Annotated in this window: 10 protein-coding genes; all 10 read right to left on the bottom strand. The window is 43.6% G+C overall.

Going from position 1 to position 22,483, the window contains the following annotated elements; genetic code table 11:
* Positions 1-8: 8 nt before the first annotated feature.
* The 10 genes from ACTQ53_RS09805 to ACTQ53_RS09760 all read right to left on the bottom strand — a co-directional run bounded on the left by ACTQ53_RS09805 (position 9) and on the right by ACTQ53_RS09760 (position 22,183).
* A complete protein-coding gene (locus ACTQ53_RS09805; protein WP_441932877.1) occupies positions 9-3,110 on the bottom strand; it encodes a SusC/RagA family TonB-linked outer membrane protein in 3,102 nt (1,033 codons plus the stop codon).
* A gap of 264 nt (positions 3,111-3,374) precedes the next feature.
* The gene (locus ACTQ53_RS09800; protein WP_441932876.1) at positions 3,375-5,279 is read right to left on the bottom strand and encodes a sialate O-acetylesterase; all 1,905 of its coding nucleotides are present in this window, start codon (positions 5,277-5,279) and stop codon (positions 3,375-3,377) included.
* 174 nt (positions 5,280-5,453) lie between these two features.
* Positions 5,454-6,953, bottom strand: coding sequence for a glycoside hydrolase family 43 protein (locus ACTQ53_RS09795; RefSeq protein WP_441932875.1), 1,500 nt, complete (start codon positions 6,951-6,953; stop codon positions 5,454-5,456).
* Positions 6,954-7,433: 480 nt separating this feature from the next.
* Entirely contained in the window at positions 7,434-9,662 is a 2,229-nt protein-coding gene (locus ACTQ53_RS09790; protein WP_441932874.1) for an endo-1,4-beta-xylanase, read from the bottom strand.
* A gap of 41 nt (positions 9,663-9,703) precedes the next feature.
* Positions 9,704-10,753 (bottom strand): DUF5627 domain-containing protein, encoded by a 1,050-nt coding sequence (locus ACTQ53_RS09785; RefSeq protein ID WP_441932873.1) that lies wholly within the window; start codon positions 10,751-10,753, stop codon positions 9,704-9,706.
* A gap of 20 nt (positions 10,754-10,773) precedes the next feature.
* Positions 10,774-12,591 carry a RagB/SusD family nutrient uptake outer membrane protein gene (locus ACTQ53_RS09780; RefSeq protein WP_441932872.1) on the bottom strand — a complete coding sequence of 606 codons (1,818 nt, stop codon included), beginning with the start codon at positions 12,589-12,591 and terminating at the stop codon, positions 10,774-10,776.
* Positions 12,592-12,613: 22 nt separating this feature from the next.
* Positions 12,614-15,481 (bottom strand): SusC/RagA family TonB-linked outer membrane protein, encoded by a 2,868-nt coding sequence (locus ACTQ53_RS09775; RefSeq protein WP_441932871.1) that lies wholly within the window; start codon positions 15,479-15,481, stop codon positions 12,614-12,616.
* Between the two features lie 44 nt (positions 15,482-15,525).
* Complete coding sequence (locus ACTQ53_RS09770; RefSeq protein ID WP_441932870.1) at positions 15,526-17,490, bottom strand: RagB/SusD family nutrient uptake outer membrane protein; 1,965 nt, start codon at positions 17,488-17,490, stop codon at positions 15,526-15,528.
* Between the two features lie 19 nt (positions 17,491-17,509).
* A complete protein-coding gene (locus tag ACTQ53_RS09765; RefSeq protein WP_441932869.1) occupies positions 17,510-20,638 on the bottom strand; it encodes a SusC/RagA family TonB-linked outer membrane protein in 3,129 nt (1,042 codons plus the stop codon).
* Between the two features lie 150 nt (positions 20,639-20,788).
* Complete coding sequence (locus ACTQ53_RS09760; RefSeq protein ID WP_441932868.1) at positions 20,789-22,183, bottom strand: cellulase family glycosylhydrolase; 1,395 nt, start codon at positions 22,181-22,183, stop codon at positions 20,789-20,791.
* Positions 22,184-22,483: the final 300 nt, after the last annotated feature.

The raw sequence follows: 22,483 nt of genomic DNA, 5'->3' as shown, positions 1-22,483 counted from the left end.
TTAAAAGGTTAGAATGTTACATTGATACCGAATACCATCTTCTTGGAAGTTGGATAGGTACCATTATCGAAACCACGGGATGCACCACTGTTCATGGAAGCTGTCTCAGGATCGGCACCAGGATAGTTGGTGATGGTGAAGAAATCATCCAATGAGCAGTAAACACGGAGGTCGCTCAAGCCAATCTTGCTTGTGATAAGCTTTGGCAAAGTATAACCCAACTGAATCTGCTTGAACTTGAAGTAAGAACCGCTGAAGATAGCAGCATCAGAGCTGAAGAACTTCCAGTCGGTAGCAACCTTCTTCATATCAGGATACTTGGCATTGGTACGGTCTTCTCTCCATGAATCCTTCCAATAGGTGTCGATACCGTTAATCAATGGGCGGTCGGCAGATACCATCAGGTTGTAAATCTTGTTGCCTGCTGCACCTGTTCCGAATACAGAGAGGTCGAATCCCTTATAAGCCAGATTGATGGTGATACCATAGGTAAACTTAGGAATACCTGCACCCAGATCCTGCTTGTCCTCATCGGTTGGAGCTGAAGTGATTTCGCCATTCTTGTCATAATAGAGGGCACTGCCATCTTCTGCAACACCTGCATACTTGTAACCACGGAAATACCATACGGAGTGACCAGCCTCGAAGGTTGGCTTCAACTGGTTGTTGAATCCATCAATACCTACCTCGGTAAGACGGTTTACCATAGCAGAAACCTCCTTTACCTCGTTCTTCAAGGTAGAACCATTCACGGTAACTCCATACTTGAAGTCCTTGATGTTGTCTCTCCAACCCAATTCGAAGTCGAGACCTGAATTGAGAACCTTACCGGAATTCACAACAGTCTTGTTGACACCGATTTCTGGAAGAGGAGCAATCTCAATCAAGAGGTCTTTGGTAGTCTTGCGATACCAGTCAACACCCAAGGTAAGACGGTCGTTAAGGAAACGAGCATCAAGACCTAAGTCCACCTGCTCAGATGTCTCCCACGTCAAATCTGGATTGGCAAGACCAGTTGGCTTGGAACCATAGGTAAGCTTACCATCACCGATAGACGGATTATACTGATAGAAGCTCTGGTTGAGTGCGATAGGAGAAGAATATGGATAACCGTTCAGGATATTGACATTACCATTGCGACCCCATGATGCACGGAGCTTCAGGAAGGAAACTGCATCACGATCTATATGATCCTTGAAGAACTTCTCATTGCTGATAGACCATCCCGCAGAGAAAGATGGGAAGTTACCCCAACGAGCCTTCTTGGAAAGCTTGGATGTATCGAAGGCATCACGACGGAAGTTGAACTGCAGGAAGTAACGGTTGTCGTAGCTATAGCTCAAACGTCCGAAGTAAGAAAGCTCGGTAGCATCACTCGGAGCATTGCCCACGCTCTTGGTGGCATCAGCCAGCAAGTAGTCGATGTAGCGGAAGTTGGACTCATAGGCAGAAAGAATATCATCGCCTTCTGAAGAAATGGTATTGTTGTCCCAATGATTCTTGGTAAACGACATACCTGCCATCGCACCCACTGTATGCTTGCCGAATGTATTCATATAGTTGGCGAAGTTTTCCCACTGATAGTACAAGCCGTTGTTGGAACGTGCCTCAATGTTGTACTTGGTTGAGTTGGCCATTGTATTGAGATAGTATGGCGCCTCAAATTTATGGTAATTGCTCTGGGTAATGCGGTAGCCCAGACGGGAAGTAAAGGTAAAGCCCTTGAATGGCTTGAGATTGGCAGCCACGGTTCCACGCACATTGATACCGGAATTGGTGATGTCATGACGGTCTTTCTGAGCCAATGGGTTACCTGTTGCATCCTCTATATATTTAGAAGTAGCATAGTAGTCATTGTTATGGTTAGGATCTCGCATCACCGCCTTGCCTGCTTCGAGAGCCGACTTCATGGCAGGAGCCAGATCATCGACATTACTATAATAAGCAGGAGTTAATGGGTCGATGGAAACCACAGAGTTCAGAATAGAACCATAACCCTTGGTCACACCCTGGGTCTTCCACTTCTCGAAAGAAGTATTGGTCGTCACATTCAACCACTTGTAAACATCATAATCAGCATTAATCTGACCGGTGAAGCGCTTGTAAGTATCCTTGTCGCCCTTTACGATACCATTATTGTTGAGGATATTCAGACTGGCGAGGAAACGGCCCTTGCCATTGCTTGCCTGCACGGTGAGGCTATGCTGATGAACCAGACTGTTCTCAAATACCTCGTCATACCAGTTAGTGTTCTGACCATTATAGTTGTTCTTCTTCAGAAGATCATCGGTCAAGTCACCCAAGTACTTGTGATACTCGATATACTCAGGAGCATCAAAAATCTCAGCCTTCTTTCCCAACGACTGGATAGTGAACTTGCTGCTATAAGAGATCTGTGCCTTACCGCCATTGGCAGCACCCGTCTTGGTTGTGATGATAACGACACCATTACCTGCCTGCGCACCATAGATGGCAGCAGAAGCGGCATCCTTCAATACCTCCATGCTTTCAATCATAGATGGATCCAGATACTGGATGTTATCCACCTTCAGACCATCGACAATGAGCAACGGACCGATATTACCACTATTAGAAGAATAACCACGGATACGGATATCGGCAGCCTCACCCGGACCACCCGAATTAATAATCTGTACACCGGCAGCCTTACCCTGGAGGGCAGCACCGGCATCGGTAGCTGACAAGCCCTTGATATCATCGCTCTTGATAGATGCAACTGCACCTGTCAGGTCGCTCTTCTTCTGAACGCCATAACCGATGACAACGACATCATTCAGAACTTTAGAATCATCCTTCAAGGTAATGGTAAGCATTTTACCAGCCTGAGCTTTCACGGTCTTAGGCTCCATACCCACATAGGTAATCGTTAATGTTGCATCAGGTGCAGCATCAATGCTAAACTTACCATCCAAATCAGTAATCACACCCAGCTTGCTGCCTGCAGCTTTCACTGTAGCACCAATGATAGGTTCACCACTTGGATCTGTAACTACTCCTTTTACAATACTCTGAGCCGACATCCCAGCTGGGAATAAACAGAGAAAGGATAGCAACGCTAACGGCTTTTCAATCTTTTTAAAGTTCCTCATAAGAGAATAGATTAAAATTATTTATTTTTATAAGTTTACGATTGTACATTTTTAATAAATAGCTTTCTTTGTTAAAGAAGCACGCTGCAAAATTAAGATTTATTTTGTTACATAGCTTTGTTTTATGTTACAAATACTTTCTGAAAAATAACAAAATCCCAAATGATACATTTGATAATATAAATATAACATCAAAAAATCCCGAAGCAGCCATGCCGCTTCGGGATTCAACTTAAAATATCAGCTTATTGATTTTTTGTCGTGTTACTTAAACAGATGAGGAACGAATTCCTTGAAACATCTGCGCCAGGTGAGCCACTCGTGATGAGTACCAGGAGAAACATAGACATCAAGCTTGATGCCCAGATCCTTCAGCTCCTTCGCCATCTTCTCCGTGCCGAAGTTCTCTTCAGAACCGCAGCCCATGAACATATAGTTTATCTGGCTGTTGAACTTCGCTGCATCGGCAAAAACGCCATTGAAGCAGGTCTTGACATCCACACCGAAAAGCGCTCCGCTGAAAGTTCCCAGGGCTGAGAACTTATCCAGGTTCGGCAACACGGTGTTGAAAGTCTGGCAACCGCCCCATGACAAACCAGCCATCGCACGATGGTTTCTATCAGTATAGGTGCGGAACTTCTTATCTACCATCGGAATCAGATCCTTGATAATCACATCGTAGAAAGAAGCACCATAGAGCTTGCGCTCCTCATCTACATCCTTGCCAGGACGTGGTACGAAAGGCTGCTTCACATCACCGCTCTCCATTACCACAATCATAGGCTCAGCCTTGCCTTCGGCAATGAGATTATCCATGATGTGCTGCATATAGCCCTGATGGCTCCAGCCCGTCTCGTCCTCTCCCATTCCGTGCTGCAGATAGAGCACTGGATAGCGCTTGGTGAGATTGGTTTCATATTCTGCAGGCGTATAAACCATGGCTCTGCGGAACTTGCCCTGAGATGCAGCATAGTAAGATACCGAACGAACCTGACCCTGAGCTACTCCCTGCTGAGGACGATAGTAGTTGCCTTCGGCTCCCTCAGGAACCTCCAGACCACTCGCCTCTCGGCAGCATCCGAAATAGGTTTCGCTGGCTGGATCTACTACCTGTACACCATCCACATTCAGGAAATAATAGTGGAAGCCTACTACCAATGGGTCAGAAACACCATACCAGTCGCCATCCAGATCCTTCTTCATCGGATACTTCTTTCCGCAGATGTCGAAGATTACCTGCCTTGCCTCCGGTGCGTGAAGCTTGACGTAGGCACGGCGGTCTTTGTCCACACGCGGATAGTTGGCATCCGGAATGATACCGAGCAGCGAGAGCATCATGTTGGCATAACGCTTACCCATGGTGCGATAGCTTTCGGCAATGAAATGCAATCCGTCGCCACGCTGCGGACATCCCTTGGAAGAGATGACGTGGGCAGTAGGGATGGTCTTGGCGATGTCATCCACAATGGCGATATGCTGCCAACAGCTGCCGCCCTGGTCTTTCTGAACGGTTTCGCCCACGAGCAAAGGTACATCTTCTGCCTTCAGGTGCAACTCTTTCAGAATATCGTTATACACGATCTTCACACGGTTAGACCAGTTGGCATCGCCATTGTTGGTTTCACCCTGATGCAGCAGGATACCCTTGATAACGCCCTGCTTCTGGGCAATCTTGGCAAGTTCGATGAGTCGGGCGTATGGATTGCCGTTATACTTGGAAGCGAAGTTCTTCATCCAGTCGGGCTGCTTCTTCAGGTACGCCTTACAGGTACGCTTGTCGAAGAGGTCGATGCTGGCACCGCCCACCGCCACGGTGATGGTTCCCACCTTGATGCTGTCTGGCAGGTTATCCACCATCTTTCTTCCGAAATAATCTACAGGAGTAAGGCCAGTGTCTGGTCGTGCCTGAGGAGGAACGGCAGTATGCCACTGTCCTTTTTTCCATCCAGCTTTTTCATCATCCACGGCATACATTGCCATGAATCTTGGATTCACACCTGTTCGGTCGATGTCTTCGATGGCGGCATTACCCTCCATGTTTGACTGTCCGAAACATAGATAAATTTGAAAATTTGGATCGGGGCTTACATTGCCCCCATTACTTGCCTGTGTCCCCATAGGAAGGCACAGATTCATGAAAAGAGATGCGATAATTATTAAACGTCTCATTTGTTATATGTTAAATATCAATTACTGAATTATCTTTTTCTGATAACATTGCCTTTATAGTTATGTTTGATAGCACAGCTTCCATGCATATTCTCCTCAGCGCGGGATACGTACAGGAAGTTAAGGAGAGTGCATCATAATGGGCAATGCACCCTCCTTGTCATCAGGAAGGTATCATTTGAACTTCCATTCGTCGAATGTGATATTGTTTCCTTTCAGGACAAAACAGAGGTCCATTGTGCCTGTCATATTCTTTTGAAGTTGGGATTCTATGAGTTTCATTTGCGGGGTACCAACTTTGATTGAAGCTATGACTTCTCCGTCCGGCCTATCCCGGCGAACTTCTATGATTCCGTTTCCGGATGCCTTAATTTCCAGGCTGGAAGGTACTTTGTTGAATTCCACACCTCTGACAGCAATGATGCCAGTCTTGTTGGGAACGGTAACGGCATACATGTCCCCGATGCTTTTTCCATTTGTGAACTTGACGCCTTGTGTGGCAGCTGTGGTTTCGGCCTGCTGGATGATGAACGGATTCATAGGCTGTATCTGTTTTACGCCTTTCAGAGTCTGATTACCCATGTGGATATTCACAGTATTCTCGTCAACTTGTATTTCATCGACACAAACATTACGAAAACCAGCTGTTGTATTGAAACTATGTTGCAAACTCATTGTGTGATAGAATACATACCATTTCCCGCGGAATTTGTGTAGATGTGTATGATTGTTGCTGTAGTCAAATCCATAATCTCCAGGGTTTTTCATATAGTTGTGCTGGTATTTCCAACTTTTGGTTACCAGCGGAGTTTTGCTAGTCATGTAACTCATGCAACAGGTGGTTGGTTTCTCTGTCGGGAGAGGCCAGTCGCTAAAATCTTGCCAATCTATATTATAAGTATAAATGTATGTGCCGTTGATGTAGTTTAATTCGTTAGCTTCGAAATGATGGGGAGCCCTGATGGGCTTTATCGGGCCATCCACACTAATCATGTCTTTTCCCAAACGCATAATGCGAGCACATCCTCCGCCTACTGTCAGCCAACCTTTTCCTTTGTCATCGATGACTACACCCGGATCGAAAGCAGCTTTGCATTCTCCTGCTATGCCGGGAGTGTTTGTGTCTACCAAACTATGATTCAGCGGGCTTGACCACGGTCCTATGGGGGATGTGGATGTCAGCACTGCGGTTCCACCCCCGCTATTAGAGAAATAGAGGTAGAAGTGAGTCTTGCCGTCCGCTTCCTCACGTTTTGCGATCGACGGTGCCCATGATGTTTGTATCCATGGGGCGATGCTGTCTGTTTTAATAATTCCGTGATAGGTCCAGTTTGTCATGTCATCGGAAGACATCATCACCAGAGATTTGATGTATTCGTAGGAGTTTTTTCCGTAACCGCCTATTGAATCATATTGTTGCTGATCGTTTGTTGCGTACACATAAATTCTGCCATTATATTCTACTGCAGTTGGATCCGCTGTAAACATAAAATCCAGCAGGGGATTTCCATCTCCTGTAGTGAGTTTTGGGGATACGTCCGGCATGGTTACATAAGGTACGGAATCATTTTGCAGGGACTGATTTTCTCCGGCCTGCGCATTTTGCTGATGAGATATCATACATGCAGCAATGACCATTGATAAAATGGAGGTCTGGATATTTTTCTTTTTCATACGTAAACTGTTATCGTCCTACATTAATATAGAACTTATGTTTTACACTAAATTTATATTTATGTGAGTATTTGTCACTAGAAAGAATAGCACCCATAATACCTATGAATGTTATGTTAGTCATGATAGTCTTGGCGATATCATCCACAATGGCGATATGCTGCCAGCAAAGTAAATAACTTTTTTCATAAGCACAATTTGTTATTAAGTTAATAAATTCAGTTATAAGATTGAGAGGTTACTCTAATCTGTTGGCAAAGATAGTATAAAAAGTCAGTTATAACTTTATGTGGTGTTACAAATAGTTTATGAAAAAAGGGAAAAGGGATATAAAATAATCTATTTCCTAATAAAGCAACATTTTATACTATATAAAAAAGGTTGACCGTGTCATCACAACACAGCCAACCTTAACGACTAACATCTTTTTTGGGTTAATCTTTGTATGATAAAACCTAAAACTAATGTCTTTTAGAGTAATTACTTGGCGCCGTTCCAAAATTCAGGAGCGCCAAGACCAGCAGCAAAACCTGCATAGGTATGCTTGCGAAGATAGTTGAGATCCCAGAGACCTGTAGGCTCACCCTTGCGCCAACCTGAATCCTTAGGAGAATCTGTAGCACACCACTGAGTGATGCCATACTGCTGAGCAGCAGGAATAATCTCGAAGTACTTCTGGAGAACGAAGGTGTAGAGGTCACGCATTTCCTTGTGTTGTTCCTCGGTCATCTGATCATAAGTTACAGAATTGCCAGCGGCATCGACATAACCCATATCAAGTTCAGAAATCTTGCAAAGCTTGCCACTTTCCTTCATCAACTCCAACATCTTGACGATATGATTTTTCTTATTTTCCTGAGTCTTAGGATCAGCATAGCAAGAGATATGCATCTGAGATGCGATACCATCAATCTTGGTAACACCATCAGCCTCCCAATCCTTGATCCACTGAATCAAACTCCTCAACTTGCCATTGTCGTCCCAATCACTCTCCAGGTTATAATCATTGATGAAGAGTTTCAATTTCTCAGGGTCACCATTATGGTCGGCGAAACTCTTGCGAGCATCAGCCACGGCTAAGCGAACATAGTCGAGGTCGCCAAGATAATCCTGCCAGTAGAAATTGTTCTTTGCATCGTCAGCTGAAACGTTGCCTCGTTTAGCAGACTGCAAGTCGTACTTGCCATCACCATCTTTATCGTCACCAGAAAGGGCCTCGTTCACAACATCCCAAGATGTAACATAACCATCAGTAGCCTCCATCATACCATCAATCCAAGTTCCCATGGCAGTGGTAAGAACATTTTTCTTCTCTTCATCGGTGAGAGGAATGGAGTTGAGATTCTTGACCTGACAAACCTGAACAGAATGTACATCCAAAGTAGCATCTGCAGTCTGTGGTTTCAAGATAATATCATAATTACCTCCAGCAATATTAGGCATCTGAAGTTTTACGTTATGACGACCAGCAGAAACAGGTACTTTTACAGTAATAGCCTGATCACTGGCACCCCAACCATTCTGCATAGTCAATTCTACTCCACTAGCATCCTTTGAAGCAGACAAGTCAAGATAAACCACATAATTACCCTCAGATAGCGTATTGTTGCTACCTGGCATAACAAAGAACTGAGACCAAGCTCCTGTTGGAACAAAATGGATAGCACCATTCACAACAGGTGGTTCGCATCCCATAGCATAGAATGGGAAAGGTCCATCAGTATAGGTTTGCTCATTAACTAGTTGTTCTACCGCGACAGATGCGGCTGCAGAAGCCACCTTGATGTTACTACAGCCAGTCTGGTTCCAACCATGAGCCGACTCTTTTGCAAAGTCTCCATTTTCAATAAGATTCTCATCAGAACCAGCTTTCGTCAACTTAAAGTCATCGCAAGAAATGGTTCCTCCTACGTTACCAAACACAAACTGAAGCTTATCAATAGGGAAATTGGCAGTAAACTCCCAAGTCAAAGTAGAATAATCGTTAGTGATGTCATAATCAGCCATATACTGCACATCATTACTACCACCCCATTGGTTTTTATTATCACTTGCTTCCCAAATAGGCCAAGCAGCAAAAGTTCCACCATCCGAAGCCTTTACCTTAACGGACATCACGTAACTTTGTCCCTTAACCAATGCCTTAGGCAACACATAACTAATCTGTTTATCCCATTTATTGGCACCAGCTTCGCCACAAGCAATCTCCAAGTACTTGTTTCCACCATTTGGATCAGGTGGCAACTCCTTATCCTTGATAAGATTTTTGAGGTACTTATTGGCTGCCTGAGCATGCCAAGCCAGCGTATGACCATAAATCGTCATATCTGCATCTTGCGCATTCTTGACGAACTCCTTGACTAACGAAAAATCCATACTGCCATCATTTTTCACACAAGAAGCCATTTTCATGGCATTACCAGCAGTCATTTCATTGAAATTGCTACCAGCAAGGCAATATACAAGTCCCTGCTTGTTGAATTCGGCTGCTTCGAGCGCAATGCCCAACTTAAAGTCGGGATTGCACTTGCCGGCAGCTTTCATATCTTCCATGTATTTCTTCAAAGGCTCGTAGTTATTCAGATACTGATAATCCTTCAAATTCTTGGTCATATCAGTTCTGTACTCCGAGAACTTGTCATCAGCACAAGAAGACAAAGCCAAGAGAGCCATCAAGCCTAAACCTAAATTAATATTTTTCAATTTCATAATAATCAAATTATTAGAATGACACTTATCTATCAAGAATATTACTTCTTGATATACTGAGGACTGAATTGAACAACACCATTGGTGTTACCACGAGTCTCGGCAACGAACTGATCGGATGTTTCCAATGCAATACCAGAACCGAAATCAACCTTGTAATTGAGAGTCAGGATGTCACGATCCTTGTTACCCCAAGCCAACTTAGCTCCCTTTTCAACAAACTTTCCTGAACCAGAAGCAGTCATGCCCTCTGTATCAGAAGTAACAGTACAATTACCATTATCATCGAACGTAAGTTTCAAGTTGCAAGTGACCTTAGAGCCGTCAGCTTTATTTACAGAGACTTCGAAATTACATTCCTTCAAACTCTTGGTTGTAATTCGACTCACTTCATCCTTTTCAAGAGTTGCACCTTCACGCTTTACCTCTTTAGTTTGTCCATTCTCTGTAATCTTGTCAGTTCCTCTACGGAAATAATAGCCATCCCATGGATTCATAAACCTAACGCAATAAAGGATATAATCCTTAGGAACAACAGACCAAGCTGAAGCATCAGTACGAACAGGAGTTGAACCTGCAACGGCAGGAGAACCCGAAAGAATAGAATCGGCTCCCACCATTTCCTTGATGCGAACTGGGATCACATATGTATTCTTTGCACAATCAGGGTCAGCAAAAAAAGCATCCTCCAACTTAACCTGAAGACGTCCCTGCAATTTCCCATTATACGCAACCGTCTTGGTAGGAATTGTATAATAATTGCTAGGCATTGGCTTTACAGGAGTGACACCATCCTCAAAATACAGATTGTCACACAATGAATTATCAACATCTACATTCAATGTGATGTTTTTTCCATTATATGCTCCACCCATTGTAGATACGATATACAATACATGATTGTTATCATCCGTATTATCTCGATTCTCATCATTGCCTAAAACTACAGAACGTTCGATATACTGATAAGGATAATATACAGTAGTACCGCCCTCATAATCAGGAAATTCTTGGTCGCCATTCTCACAAGAGTTAAAGCCTAAAGCCAAGATTCCCAATGCAGCCATGGACAAATATTTGCTTATCTTCATTGTTTTCATCATTTTAAATATTAGTCGTTATTTTTTACTTCCCAGCCCTTATTCTGCTGCAAGTTGCTCCACTTCAACATTTCGCTCTGTGGTATAGGACCGTAATACATGTAATCTTTATAGCTGCGATCCTCAACCTTCATGTCTTTGTATGATGGGACACCAGCCTCTGAAGTGATTTCAACACCACGCACAGCCTCATTTAGAGGAGCTTTCCAACGGCGAAGGTCACTAAAGCGCTTATTTTCAAAACAAAGTTCCAAACGACGCTCGTTGCGAATCAACTCACGCATTTTCTCTTTGCTACCAGCGCACTCATCCAAGTATGGATCCTCGCCAAACTCGCCAACTCCGGCACGCTCACGGATTGCCTTGATTACATCGTAAGCTGAGTAGTTGTGAGATCCCTTACCCTGTGGTCCCCAAGCCTCGTTGGCAGCCTCAGCGTAATCAAGGAATATCTCAGTATAGCGAATATACACAGGATAATGATACTGAGCATTCTTTGCATTAGGGTCAGGATTACAATCCTCACGCAACAGCTTTTTCATGTAATAGCCTGTACGAGTAGAATTGGAAATCTTATTCAAACCATCATTGTTATTAGCCGTCGTAATGTCTGTATGAATGGTCTTTCCCTTATAAGTACTACCATCATGAATGATATAAAGGTCAAGACGAGGATCTCGATTGCTGTAAGGATTCAACTTATCATACTCAGAACGAGCATCGGTGATAGGATAACCATTTACAGCAGGGAATGCATCGACCAGATTCTGAGTTGGGTTGATTCTACCCTTACCATAAAGAGACGGAGGGAAATTATCAGATTCTTGGTTCAGACCAAGATCCCAGTCATCAGAACCATTGGTACGACTGCCACGCCAAAGAATTTCAGCAGGACAAGCACCTGAGCCAAGCGCATCGATTTCCCTGGTTTGCATAAACCAATTATTACCTGTAGCAGACAAACCATTCACACCATTGATACGGTCAAGAACGGTAGCTGCATCGTCAGCAGCCTTAGCATAATCCACGTTTGTACCTTCAGAGAAAGCAGGACTAGCTGCAAGCAAAGATACCTGTGAGCGAATAGCCTCAGCGATACGACCGCTGATACGACCACGCATAATGGTACCAAACACACGGTTGTAGTCTCCTGCGGTCTTTACTCCGATTTCCTTATACTTGGCAGGAACATCGTTATCATCTGTCAAATCATTGTAATCAAGAGGGAGAAGCTTGGCAGCCTCGTCCAAATCGCTATAGATTTGATCCAAGCACTCTTGGAATGTATTACGTGGCTTGTTGAAATCATCAGTAGAAGTCTCTGGTTCTGTCAAATTAGGAACGCCAAGCAATTTGCCATCGGCTGTCCATCCACCATGATTCATCAAAAGATAATACAAGTTGAGAGCTCTCAAAGCATAAGCTTCACCTTTACGGCTATCACAATACATCTTACGGGCATTCTCGTCCTTTGCCCAGTTTACCTTATCTACCTCCTGAAGGAAGATATTGAGATATTGGATACAAGCACGACCATTTGTCCATTTAGACATAGGATCGTTATTAGCAGTCCAAGAACCTGTAGCCATCTTGAGAAAGCCATTTGTCAAGTCATTGCTTACAGCGTCATCTGTAGCAACATCAGTAACACTCTTGGTATTGTAAGGAAGCATCGCATAACCATATCCCAATAGTCCCTGAGCGTATGTTGGCTCATTGTAAATCTCATCCAAGCCACGGTTGTTTTCCTCTGCAGGCTCGAAGAGATCTGAGCAAGAAGCCAAAGTAAGCGACATTGCTGCTAATATAAATATATTTTTTACTTTCATTTCTTTCTACATTTTAAAATGATTAGAATGTTGCCTTCACACCTATATTATAATAGCGTGTCTGAGGCGCAGACCCAACGTTCATCTCTAAAACTTCGCGCTCTCCTGAAATGGTAAGCAAGTTAGCTCCGCTTACGTATGCCGACAACCCCTTAAGCCATGTCTTTTGGAACAAAGTACTAGGCAAGTCGTAAGTTATCTGGACCTTAGCCAAGCGGAATGCATCTGTCTTGTACATCCAGAAGTCTGATGTCTGGAAGTTGTTGTTACCATCAAGAGATGTCAAACGAGGATAGGTTGCAGTCTCTTTGGTTTCCTCTGTCCATCGGTTACGAACTACAGCAGAATATTTGCTATCGCCCTTTACCCACCAATAAGAATTATTCTTGACTCCCCAAGCACCGAAGTTACCGGTACCAAGAGCGAAGAAGGTAAAGTTCTTCCACTTAGCTGTAAGATTGACACCAAGCGTGAATGGTGCTCCGTACCAACCACCCTTACCCAAGAAGACTTGGTCGTATTGGTCAATTTTATTATCACCATTTACATCCACATACTTGATGTCACCAGGTTTAACTGTTCCACCAAAATAGCTCTGGTCTGGAGAATTTTTGACTTCCTCCTCGCTTTGGAAGAGACCTGCGCTCTTGTAGCCCCAAATGCCATCAAGTGCCTTTCCTTGTCTGTTCTGATACTGCTCAACGTTGTTCTCATCTCGTTTGGTAGCCTTGGTTGTATAGTAAGTACCTGTCACACCAAGTGAGAGATCCACATCACCTACCTTCTTATTGAAGTTGGCTGCGAAATCAAATCCAACTCTTCGATTATTGTTGTAATTAAGTACAGGCATAAACGAAGCCGCAGGATAACCAGTATTCAAATGAGATGGATAGAATGTTGGCGAAGAGATGATATAACCCTCCATCGAATTGATGAAGAAACTTGCATCCAATGTCACCAATTTCTGCCACAAGGATGTCTTGAAATTCAGAGACAACTCTTTGCGCTTGATAAAATCAAGGTCTTTGTTCTCACCTCTTTTTGAATAGGTGTATTTATCGCCAGATCCATCATACCATCCATAGCCGTAATCAGAAGTCCAAATACTCTGATAGAGATAGTAGCGATTGTCACCATTTGCTATATCAATATCCTCATTGATAATACTACCTGATACACTAATCATCATGTCATCTACCACCTTGGAATTCTTCAAGAAAGACTCATTCTTGAGTCTCCAACCCAAAGAAAGTGATGGTGAGAGAGCCTCACGATGACCTGGAGCCAACTGGGCAGAGTGGATGGCAGCTAATCCAAAATCTGCGTAATACTTCTGGGCATAATTGTAAGAAGCATCGAATGCAAGATTGGCACTAGAGTTCTTATGATACTGTCCAGACTTCGACTGCTGGAAGCCAGAAGCTATCAACATTGCCGACAGATTGTGAACCTTGTTGAAAGTATTGTTGTAGTTTAACTGACCAGAGAAAAACATGGTCTGGTTATCTGTACTTCCACTGATGTTCTGGTTGCCAGACTTTTTATCCTCACCTTCCTTCTTCAATGCGACAATCATATCCTTGCCATCGATGTTAGCCCATGTTGGGATATAAACAGCATAGCTATTATCGAAAGAAGTATTATAAGAGGTGGCATAGTCAACTGCGAAATGAGTCTCGAAAGACAAGCCCTTCAACACCTTGTGCAAGTTGATATTGACACCCGTATCAAACTGGAATTGACGACTAGTAAATTTACTACTTCCTGCAGAATAGATATCAGCAAAAACATTAGAGGAGTTTGCCTGAGTACCAGCAAGGAAGTATTTGCCATCAACCAACTTCGCAACGCTCATCAAGTCCCAAGCAGCCTTAGCATTAGGGGCTATCATATCTGTAGAGATAAGAGGAGCTGCATTCTGTGGAAAATTAGGACGCCAAGTAGCAGCAGCATCCCAGTAATTACCCTTTGCAGAATGAGAATCATAGAAGGTTGCACTGGAGTTGACCCAAGCCTTAATATCATCAGTAATGTCTATATCCACATTACCACGAACGCTGAAGCGCTGGGTATTATTATTCTTTGCCTCACCAAACTTGATATAATCGCCCTGGCGATAATAGTTGATATTGCTATAGAAATGAGCTCGCTTACCACCACCGCTGATTTCTGCAGTAGCCTCATAACGGCTGTTCATCTTTCTGAGATAATCAGAAGAATAGAAATCGAGATTAGGATAACGATAAGGGTTCAAACCTGCTCCATGATTATAGATGTCCTCAGTAGAATAAAGTTCAGACAGACCATCATTACGACGAGCCTCGTTATAGAGAGTCATATACTCTGCACTGCAAAGATACTCTGGATAAGACATTGCTACATTCAAACCTGCATTAGCCTGCACCTCGACCTTCAAGCCATCATTATGACCACGCTTGGTGGTTATGACTACAGCTCCCTTGGCAGCCTTGCTACCATAGAGCACCACAGCCTGCGCACCCTTGAGGAAAGATATCTGTGCAATCTCACTTGGTTGAACGTTGTTAGCTTCACGAGGCACACCATCTACCAAGACGAGATAACCAGCGTTGTCGGCATCCATACCCCAGAGAGAATTGCCATTCCAACCACCTACATAACCTTGCATATTGTCGAGGCTATAAGTATGGTAGTTCTTCTTCATCAAGTTCTCTACATCGACTACAGACACACCGCCCAAGAGGTCATCCTTGGCTACCTTTCGGTAAGCCACCTGAACCATCTCCTTGTCGGCACTGGCTGTGTCGGATTCGCTTGTCTGTGCAGTCTTGGCATTGGCACCAAGAGGAGCCAAAGCCACAAGACTTGCTACAAAAAGCTTATAATTATATGATTTGAATATTGAATTCATACTATCATTATTCATTTAGTATTACTAATTTATAATTTTAAACCTTACCAGCCTGGATTTTGTCTAAACTCTGGATAGAGCTGAGTCTCCTTGATTGGCAATGGGAACCAATAGTGCTTGGTACCGAAATTACGAGTCAATATCAACTCTCTGCGATAATTGGCAACCTGAGCGTCCTTAGGATCATGATTCTTAAAGAAGTCAGCACTTTCCACACGGTCAAACTCCTGTGAGAATTTTTGATTATATGGTGCCTCTGTCAGAAGCAACCAACGCTGCAAGTCACAAAAACGGAATCCTTCGAAAGAAAGTTCTACCTCACGCTCACGACGAACCTCGTCCATGAACTTATGGTTGTCTGCAACAAATTCTGCAGCAACATGACCAGCACCACAACGGTCGCGAAGAGTATTAATTGCATCTTCTGCGGTCTTACCAAAGTTTGAAGACTTTCCAGAAGCACCACCGAATGCAGCACAAGCCTCTGCATACATCAAGTATATGTCTGCAAGACGCATATATGGCAAATAGCAGTGGAAAGCTGCACCCCAGTCGTAATCTTTATCCACTTCATTACAAGTATGAGGCACCAACTTCTGAATGAAATAACCCGTACGGCTTGCATTTGCTACTGGGCGCATATTACCACCCGTATATAATTGGCAATACTGTAAATCTGCATACTGACCAGGTGATCCGTTCAAATACTTAAAACCATCAAAGACGATATCGTGGTAGAAACGGGGATCACGATTTTTGAAAGGATGGGCAGGGTCGAAACCAGACTTTGGATTAAGTACATACTGACCATTCTCAACCAAATAGATCGGTTCTCCGTTAGCCATTCCATAAGCCTCTACAAGGTTGGCCGTAGGTTGGTGAATGACATTATCATGAGCAACGACTTTCTGTACCTTAGGGCCAAAGACCTTAGAGGTGTTCCAGTTAGAGCCATTGAAATCAGCAGATGGACCACGGAAGATAGCTTCAACCGTTCCTGGCATTTTCCAGTTCTGCTTCTTGGTATAGAATATATCAGAAAAACAGCTATTGGCATCAGAAGATTTCTCATGATTGTAGATGTCTGAGTACTTAAACTCTGCCAATGCATATTGTGTCTGACCAGCTTCCACAAGAGAGAGCAGTTCACCAAAAACCTCAGCTGCCTTCTTAGCATATTCTTGATCATAATCATAAGTCTTGCCATTCTTGCTGGCACCAGTCTGCGCACCATTCTTCATCAAAGGACTAGCAGCCCAAAGATAGGTTTTACCAAGATAACCAAGAGCCATGATCTTATTGATGCGAAGATCATTCTTACCTTGTGTGGCAGCACCTGCAGAAGTCTTATCCCAATTAATAGGCAACAAATCGGCAGCCTTGCGGAAATCTGCTGCCGCTTTATCAGCGCATTCCCGATAAGAAAGGCGTGGCAAATTCAGCTCGGCATTGGCATCGAGATAAGTATCCACATAAGGCATACCACCAAAATACTCCATCATTTCCTCATGCCACCATGCACGGAAGAAATAGAGCTGACCCTCTATCAGTTTTTTCTCTTCAGCACTTCCAGTCACAAACTTGTCGATATTCTGTAAACCGAGATTACATTTTCTGATGCAATACCACGCATGGTTCCAAATACCGTGTGCGAACTTATCTGTGGAAGTAGAAGAACCATCACGCTTTAGCCAGTTACCAGTAGTTTCCCATGCACGGAAGTTACCTAAATCAACCTGATGGGTCATTCTATTATCAGCCTCAGGATTGAAGATTTCATCATCACCCCAGTTCCATGAAGGACAATAGTTACATTTCTCTTTATCAGGGATACAGTTGTATATTTCCTCAACGAAACCTTGGAAATTACGGAAATTGGCAAAGGCATCGTCTGCAGAAACTGTTGAGTCTGGCTCCTTGTCCAAGTAGTCTTGACAAGAACTCAGCGAAGTACCGAGAGCCAGCGAGACGCATCCCGTCAACAATAATGTCTTTATCTTATTTTTCATCTGAATATTTTTTTTATAATTACAATGAGAATTTAACACCTAAGTTGAAGCGGCGAACCGTAGGGTATGCTCCCAACCAGCCACCACCACCGAGGTTTGCCTCACGGTCATCAGGCATACGAGTCCAGAGCCAGAGGTTATTACCATTCAAGTAAATCTTGAGGTAGTTTACGCCTAATGCCTTAATCCAACCCTTGGTCCAGGTATAAGCAATCTCGACATTCTTCAAACGAATGTAAGAGCCATCATACATATACTGTGTACCATCGAAGTAACTTGAAGCAGTGGCACCCCAACGAGGGAGGACACATTCTGCATTGGTTTGATTCTTATTCCACCAAGTACCAATATCATAAACATTATCAAGCTTATTACCAAAGCTTCCCAATCCTACGTCACGGGTCACATTAGTTACTCCATAGAACTGAGCGAAAGCAGAGAACCCCTTCCATTCGAAACCAATAGTAGCATTATAGGTGTTCTGCGGACTACTACTATAACCTACAGGAGCCGAGTCCTTGCTATCAACTACACCATCACCATTGAAATCAACAATGTAATAGTCACCAACCAAACGGTGATTGTCATTGGAGTCGTGCGCCGGAGAACCTATCAAATCATCAATATTATTGATAAAGCCCCTATCTATATAAGAGCGATACTGATTCATGGCAAATCCTGCCTCCTTTTGATAATTTGGAGTAAGGATGGCATCATCCTTCAAAATTACCTTATTCTTGGCATGGGTCATATTGAAATTACCCCAGAGTCGCAAGCCATTAGCAAACACCTTATTAAGTTTCAATTCCCACTCGTAACCACTAGTACGAACCTTACCTTTATTAATAGTAGGTGCTGTCGTTCCGAAATAAGAAGGAACAGAACGGTTGGAGCCGAAAATCAAGATGTCATTACGACGATCACAGAAGAAATCCAAAGAACCAGTAATCAAGCCTCCCAAGAAACCATAATCAATACCGAAGTTGGTTTTCTTAACTGTTTCCCATTTCACATTATCATTTCCAAGAGTGTTCTGTCGATACCATGTGTAGATGCTCTCTGTATGGTCAAGATCCATAGTAGTCTTGCCGCCATACGCCCACTGACTCATATACAACCAGCGACGAGTAGAATCAAATGGGTCTGGACCTAAGTTGTCATCACCAATCTCACCATAGGAAGCACGGAACTTCAACATATCGATGATGTGCTTGTCACGAAGAGACTTCATGAAGTTTTCCTCAGTGATGGTCCATCCGATAGCACCAGAATTGAAGAAGGCAAAACGATTGTCCTTGCTGAACTTTTCTGATCCGTTATAGGCACCATTATACTCGATGTTATAACGACCTGCATAACTATAGGTTGCACGGAATGCCCAGTCCTCACGGTAAGTTGGCATCACACTACCACGTGCATTCTCCTGACGTGAGAACAAGCCCATGGCTGATACATCATGCTGTCCAAACTTGCGAGCCCAGTTGAGCTGCAACTGATAGTAGAGGTTGCGAACAGTCTGGTTATTATCTACAGAACCACCTTCCGTTGTCCAGTTCACACCTTGCTGCCAATCAAACTTATTCTGTCCCTCAAGTTCTTTGCCATAAGTAACCTGACCTGTTTCAGGATCAATATACTTAGTCTGGGCATCATTATACAAGTCATTGATACCTCGTCCTGTCTCAACAAAAACATTATCCCAAGAGATAGTACCACGGAAATTTAAGCCTTTGGTTATGAAATCCAATTTCTGCTCAAGGGTAAAGTCTGTATTGATACGAGTGGTTGTAGCCTGTGCTGTACCACCAATAGCAAGATTCTGTGCAGAGTTACTTACATTGGAAGCAGCTGGATAGAATCCCCATGTGCCGTCAGAATATTGTGGCAAGAACACATCTGGGGCGATGCTATAAGCACCAGCCCACTGCTGACCAATCTGCCACTCACTATTGCTCATGTTACTCCAAGGAGCTTTTCTTACGCCATTGCTACCAGCCACATTTACCTTCAAAGTAGTGCTACTTGTGATGGCAAAGTCCAAGTTACTACGAACATTGATACGATTGTATCCATAGCCAGAGTTGTAATTACGACCATTGTCATACTCACGGAAGAGGTCACCCTCATGCACGAAATCAGCAGAAGCGAAGTACTTAACGAATTTTGTACCACCACTCACGTTCACGTTGGCATTATAGGACACTGCAGACTTTTTGAAAAGTGCATCCTGCCAATCCACATTGGGATAACGTTCACGCTGCTCCTCCGTAGTCTGGTTTCGATAGTTGTCTATAAAAGACTGAGGACGAAGATATGAAACACCTTCAGGATAAATGCCCAGTTCACGCTCTACCACTTGGTTGCGAAGCATCAACGCATCATAAGAGTCGTACTTATTAGGCAACTTAGAAGGAGCTTTCAACGTAGCATTGAAACCAACGTCAATCTTAGCCTTGCCTTCCTGACCACGCTTGGTGGTAACCAAGATGACACCATTGGCTCCCTTCACACCATAGACTGCAGTAGCAGAAGCATCCTTCAGTACAGAGATGCTCTCCACAGAAGAGATGTCCACGCTGCTCAGAGGACGTTCAATACCATCAACGAGAACGAGAGGGTCGGAATTGTTCCATGAGCTAGAACCACGGATGATAATCTGAGGTTCCTCCTCACCAGGCATACCATTGCCTTGGATTGTAACAACTCCTGGGAGGTTACCTGTCAAGGCTGAACCAACGTCGCTAACACCAGCTGCACGCTCCAAAACCTCACCAGTAGTCTGGGTGATGGAACCTACGACAGAAGCCTTCTTCTGCTGACCATAACCAACAACTACAACTTCGCCGATGGCATTGTCGTCTTCAAGAGTAAGTTTGAACTCTCTCTTCGTACCTACCTTTACTTCCTTGGCCTTCATACCCACGTATGTAAATACCAGGGTAGAATTCTCTGAAGGAACACTGATACTGAAATTACCATCAAAGTCGGTGACCGCACCGACGCTGGCATTACCTTTCACTTTTACAGTGGCACCTATCAGAGGCTCACCTGTACCGTCAACAAGATTACCCTTGACCTGGATATTCTGTGCCTGAGCATTCAGGCTGCAGAAAGCTCCCACCAAGCATAAGGCTGCTGTCCGTTTCATTGTTAACACTTGTTCAATCATGTTCTATTCATTTTTGATTTATGTTTTATAGTTTATGCATTCACATTTTATATGATTGTCTATTCACGGGTGCAAAGATACTTGTTTCATTTCAGATGCACTTTGTCTCTTGTAACAGATACTTTGCCGTTAATAACAAACTTTAAAAGAACGAATCTTACCAGCTTTTAACACTTGTTTTATTACATAGACACCTTTTTGAGGTTTATTCACTTTTTCACCAGCTATATTATAATAATAGGTGGCGACAACCTCAGCATCGTTCACTTTTTGCTCAATTCCCGTGTCTGTTTGTTTCATGTACCATTCTTTGTACCAGTTCATACAGGCATAGCCGCAGCACTCTTCAAAGAGATTGTGCTTCTTGGCATTCTGGAAACCCGGAATCACCTTGCCGGTCTTCAGATACTCATCGATGTCATAGTACTCCTGCGGATGGGTAAGGGTCATGCCGATATTGCCGAAATGGTCATGAACAGCCTTCCATGCCAATCCCCATTTCGAGGTAGATGCTGTTGCCCAGCTTCCCAGGTTAGGTTGTATCCACTGTCCCCACTCGTTGTAGTGACCTTCACTCGCCTTGTCAGGATCTTCCGGACTCCAGTCTATCTCCGTTACCATGATAGGCTTTGTCTCTACCATCGGCACCTGACTCTTGAAGTTGCGGATAAAGGTATCGTGATTGCAGTTCTTGTCGGTCATGTTGCCATACCAGCCGGAATATACATGTACGGCATACGAGAAATTATCCTCGCTATCGGTAATAGGATACTTGGCGTAGTTCTGATATTGGCTCTGATAACCTGCACCCGGAACCCAGATAATTCCCTTGAACCCCTGCTCGCGAATCACATCCACCACCGGCTGGAAGTAATCATGCAATGCTTTATCCGAATTAGATCCATCACTCAGATGAACCCTCACCGGCTCGTTGGCAAGTTCGATGGAGATCAATCCAGAGTTCTGCTGGATATACTCATCAGCAGCAAAAGCTTTCCATATAGCCTTCAGATAGCGATTATATTTGTCGTCAACGCTGATGTCGCCAGGGCAGACGCCAGGTGGGCGAACGATGACGTAAAGCCCATGAGCGATGGCATCCTTAATCAATGGTATATAAAGTTTCTGGAGATATAGGCGATAACGCGCCATGCTGAACGCCGAGATGTCAGCCTCATTCTCTGCCTTCTTCGATGGATCGTTGGTCCAGCAAGGATCCATGTGCAGACGGAACACGGTGCAGTAAGCTCCCTGCTCCTTGTCGGTAATAGCAGCAAACTGCTTAGAGAAATATTCCAAGCAAGGCTGGATGTCGGCTTCAGAATAGTCAGCCTTCCACTGCTGCCATCTCCAACCGTTGAAGTATCGGTTTGGCGTATCCATTACGCCATGCAAGACAACCGTCTTACCTGTGGCATCGACAAGGTTCTTTCCTTTTACATGCAGGGCAGAAAGATTGTCAGCCGCATTGCCAAGCAATGACACCATGGTCATCGCCAAGCCAAGTATTATTTTCTTTTTCATATCTAGTTGTTGTTTTTAGATTCTATCATATTTTGTAAAATAGAATGGCGCGTAATCACTACGCACCATTCTTAGAAAACCAATTAATCATGAGCCTATAGCAACATGATATCTTGAATGTTATAAACCAAATTAAATCTAAACGTTAGTAAACCTAACTATTAATAAACCTAACTATTAAACCTAACCTATTAAAAAAACAAACTTTTTTTCAGTTGCAAAGATACTGCTATTATATAATATGTACTTTATTACAAGTAACGATTTCTTTTCTAATCGCTTGCAGGATGTAACAAATAC

Origin of the sequence: Prevotella sp. Sow4_E9_plate, from assembly GCF_052116205.1 — a bacterium.
Lineage (GTDB): Bacteria > Bacteroidota > Bacteroidia > Bacteroidales > Bacteroidaceae > Prevotella.
This window is presented reverse-complemented; position numbering and strand designations above follow the sequence as displayed.

Coding starts and splice junctions, on each gene's coding strand:
- ACTQ53_RS09785 (WP_441932873.1), bottom strand. CDS start 10,753: ATGAAGATAAGCAAATATTTGTCCATGGCTGCATTGGGAATCTTGGCT.
- ACTQ53_RS09790 (WP_441932874.1), bottom strand. CDS start 9,662: ATGAAATTGAAAAATATTAATTTAGGTTTAGGCTTGATGGCTCTCTTG.
- ACTQ53_RS09805 (WP_441932877.1), bottom strand. CDS start 3,110: ATGAGGAACTTTAAAAAGATTGAAAAGCCGTTAGCGTTGCTATCCTTT.
- ACTQ53_RS09780 (WP_441932872.1), bottom strand. CDS start 12,591: ATGAAAGTAAAAAATATATTTATATTAGCAGCAATGTCGCTTACTTTG.
- ACTQ53_RS09795 (WP_441932875.1), bottom strand. CDS start 6,953: ATGAAAAAGAAAAATATCCAGACCTCCATTTTATCAATGGTCATTGCT.
- ACTQ53_RS09760 (WP_441932868.1), bottom strand. CDS start 22,183: ATGAAAAAGAAAATAATACTTGGCTTGGCGATGACCATGGTGTCATTG.
- ACTQ53_RS09765 (WP_441932869.1), bottom strand. CDS start 20,638: ATGAAACGGACAGCAGCCTTATGCTTGGTGGGAGCTTTCTGCAGCCTG.
- ACTQ53_RS09800 (WP_441932876.1), bottom strand. CDS start 5,279: ATGAGACGTTTAATAATTATCGCATCTCTTTTCATGAATCTGTGCCTT.
- ACTQ53_RS09775 (WP_441932871.1), bottom strand. CDS start 15,481: ATGAATTCAATATTCAAATCATATAATTATAAGCTTTTTGTAGCAAGT.
- ACTQ53_RS09770 (WP_441932870.1), bottom strand. CDS start 17,490: ATGAAAAATAAGATAAAGACATTATTGTTGACGGGATGCGTCTCGCTG.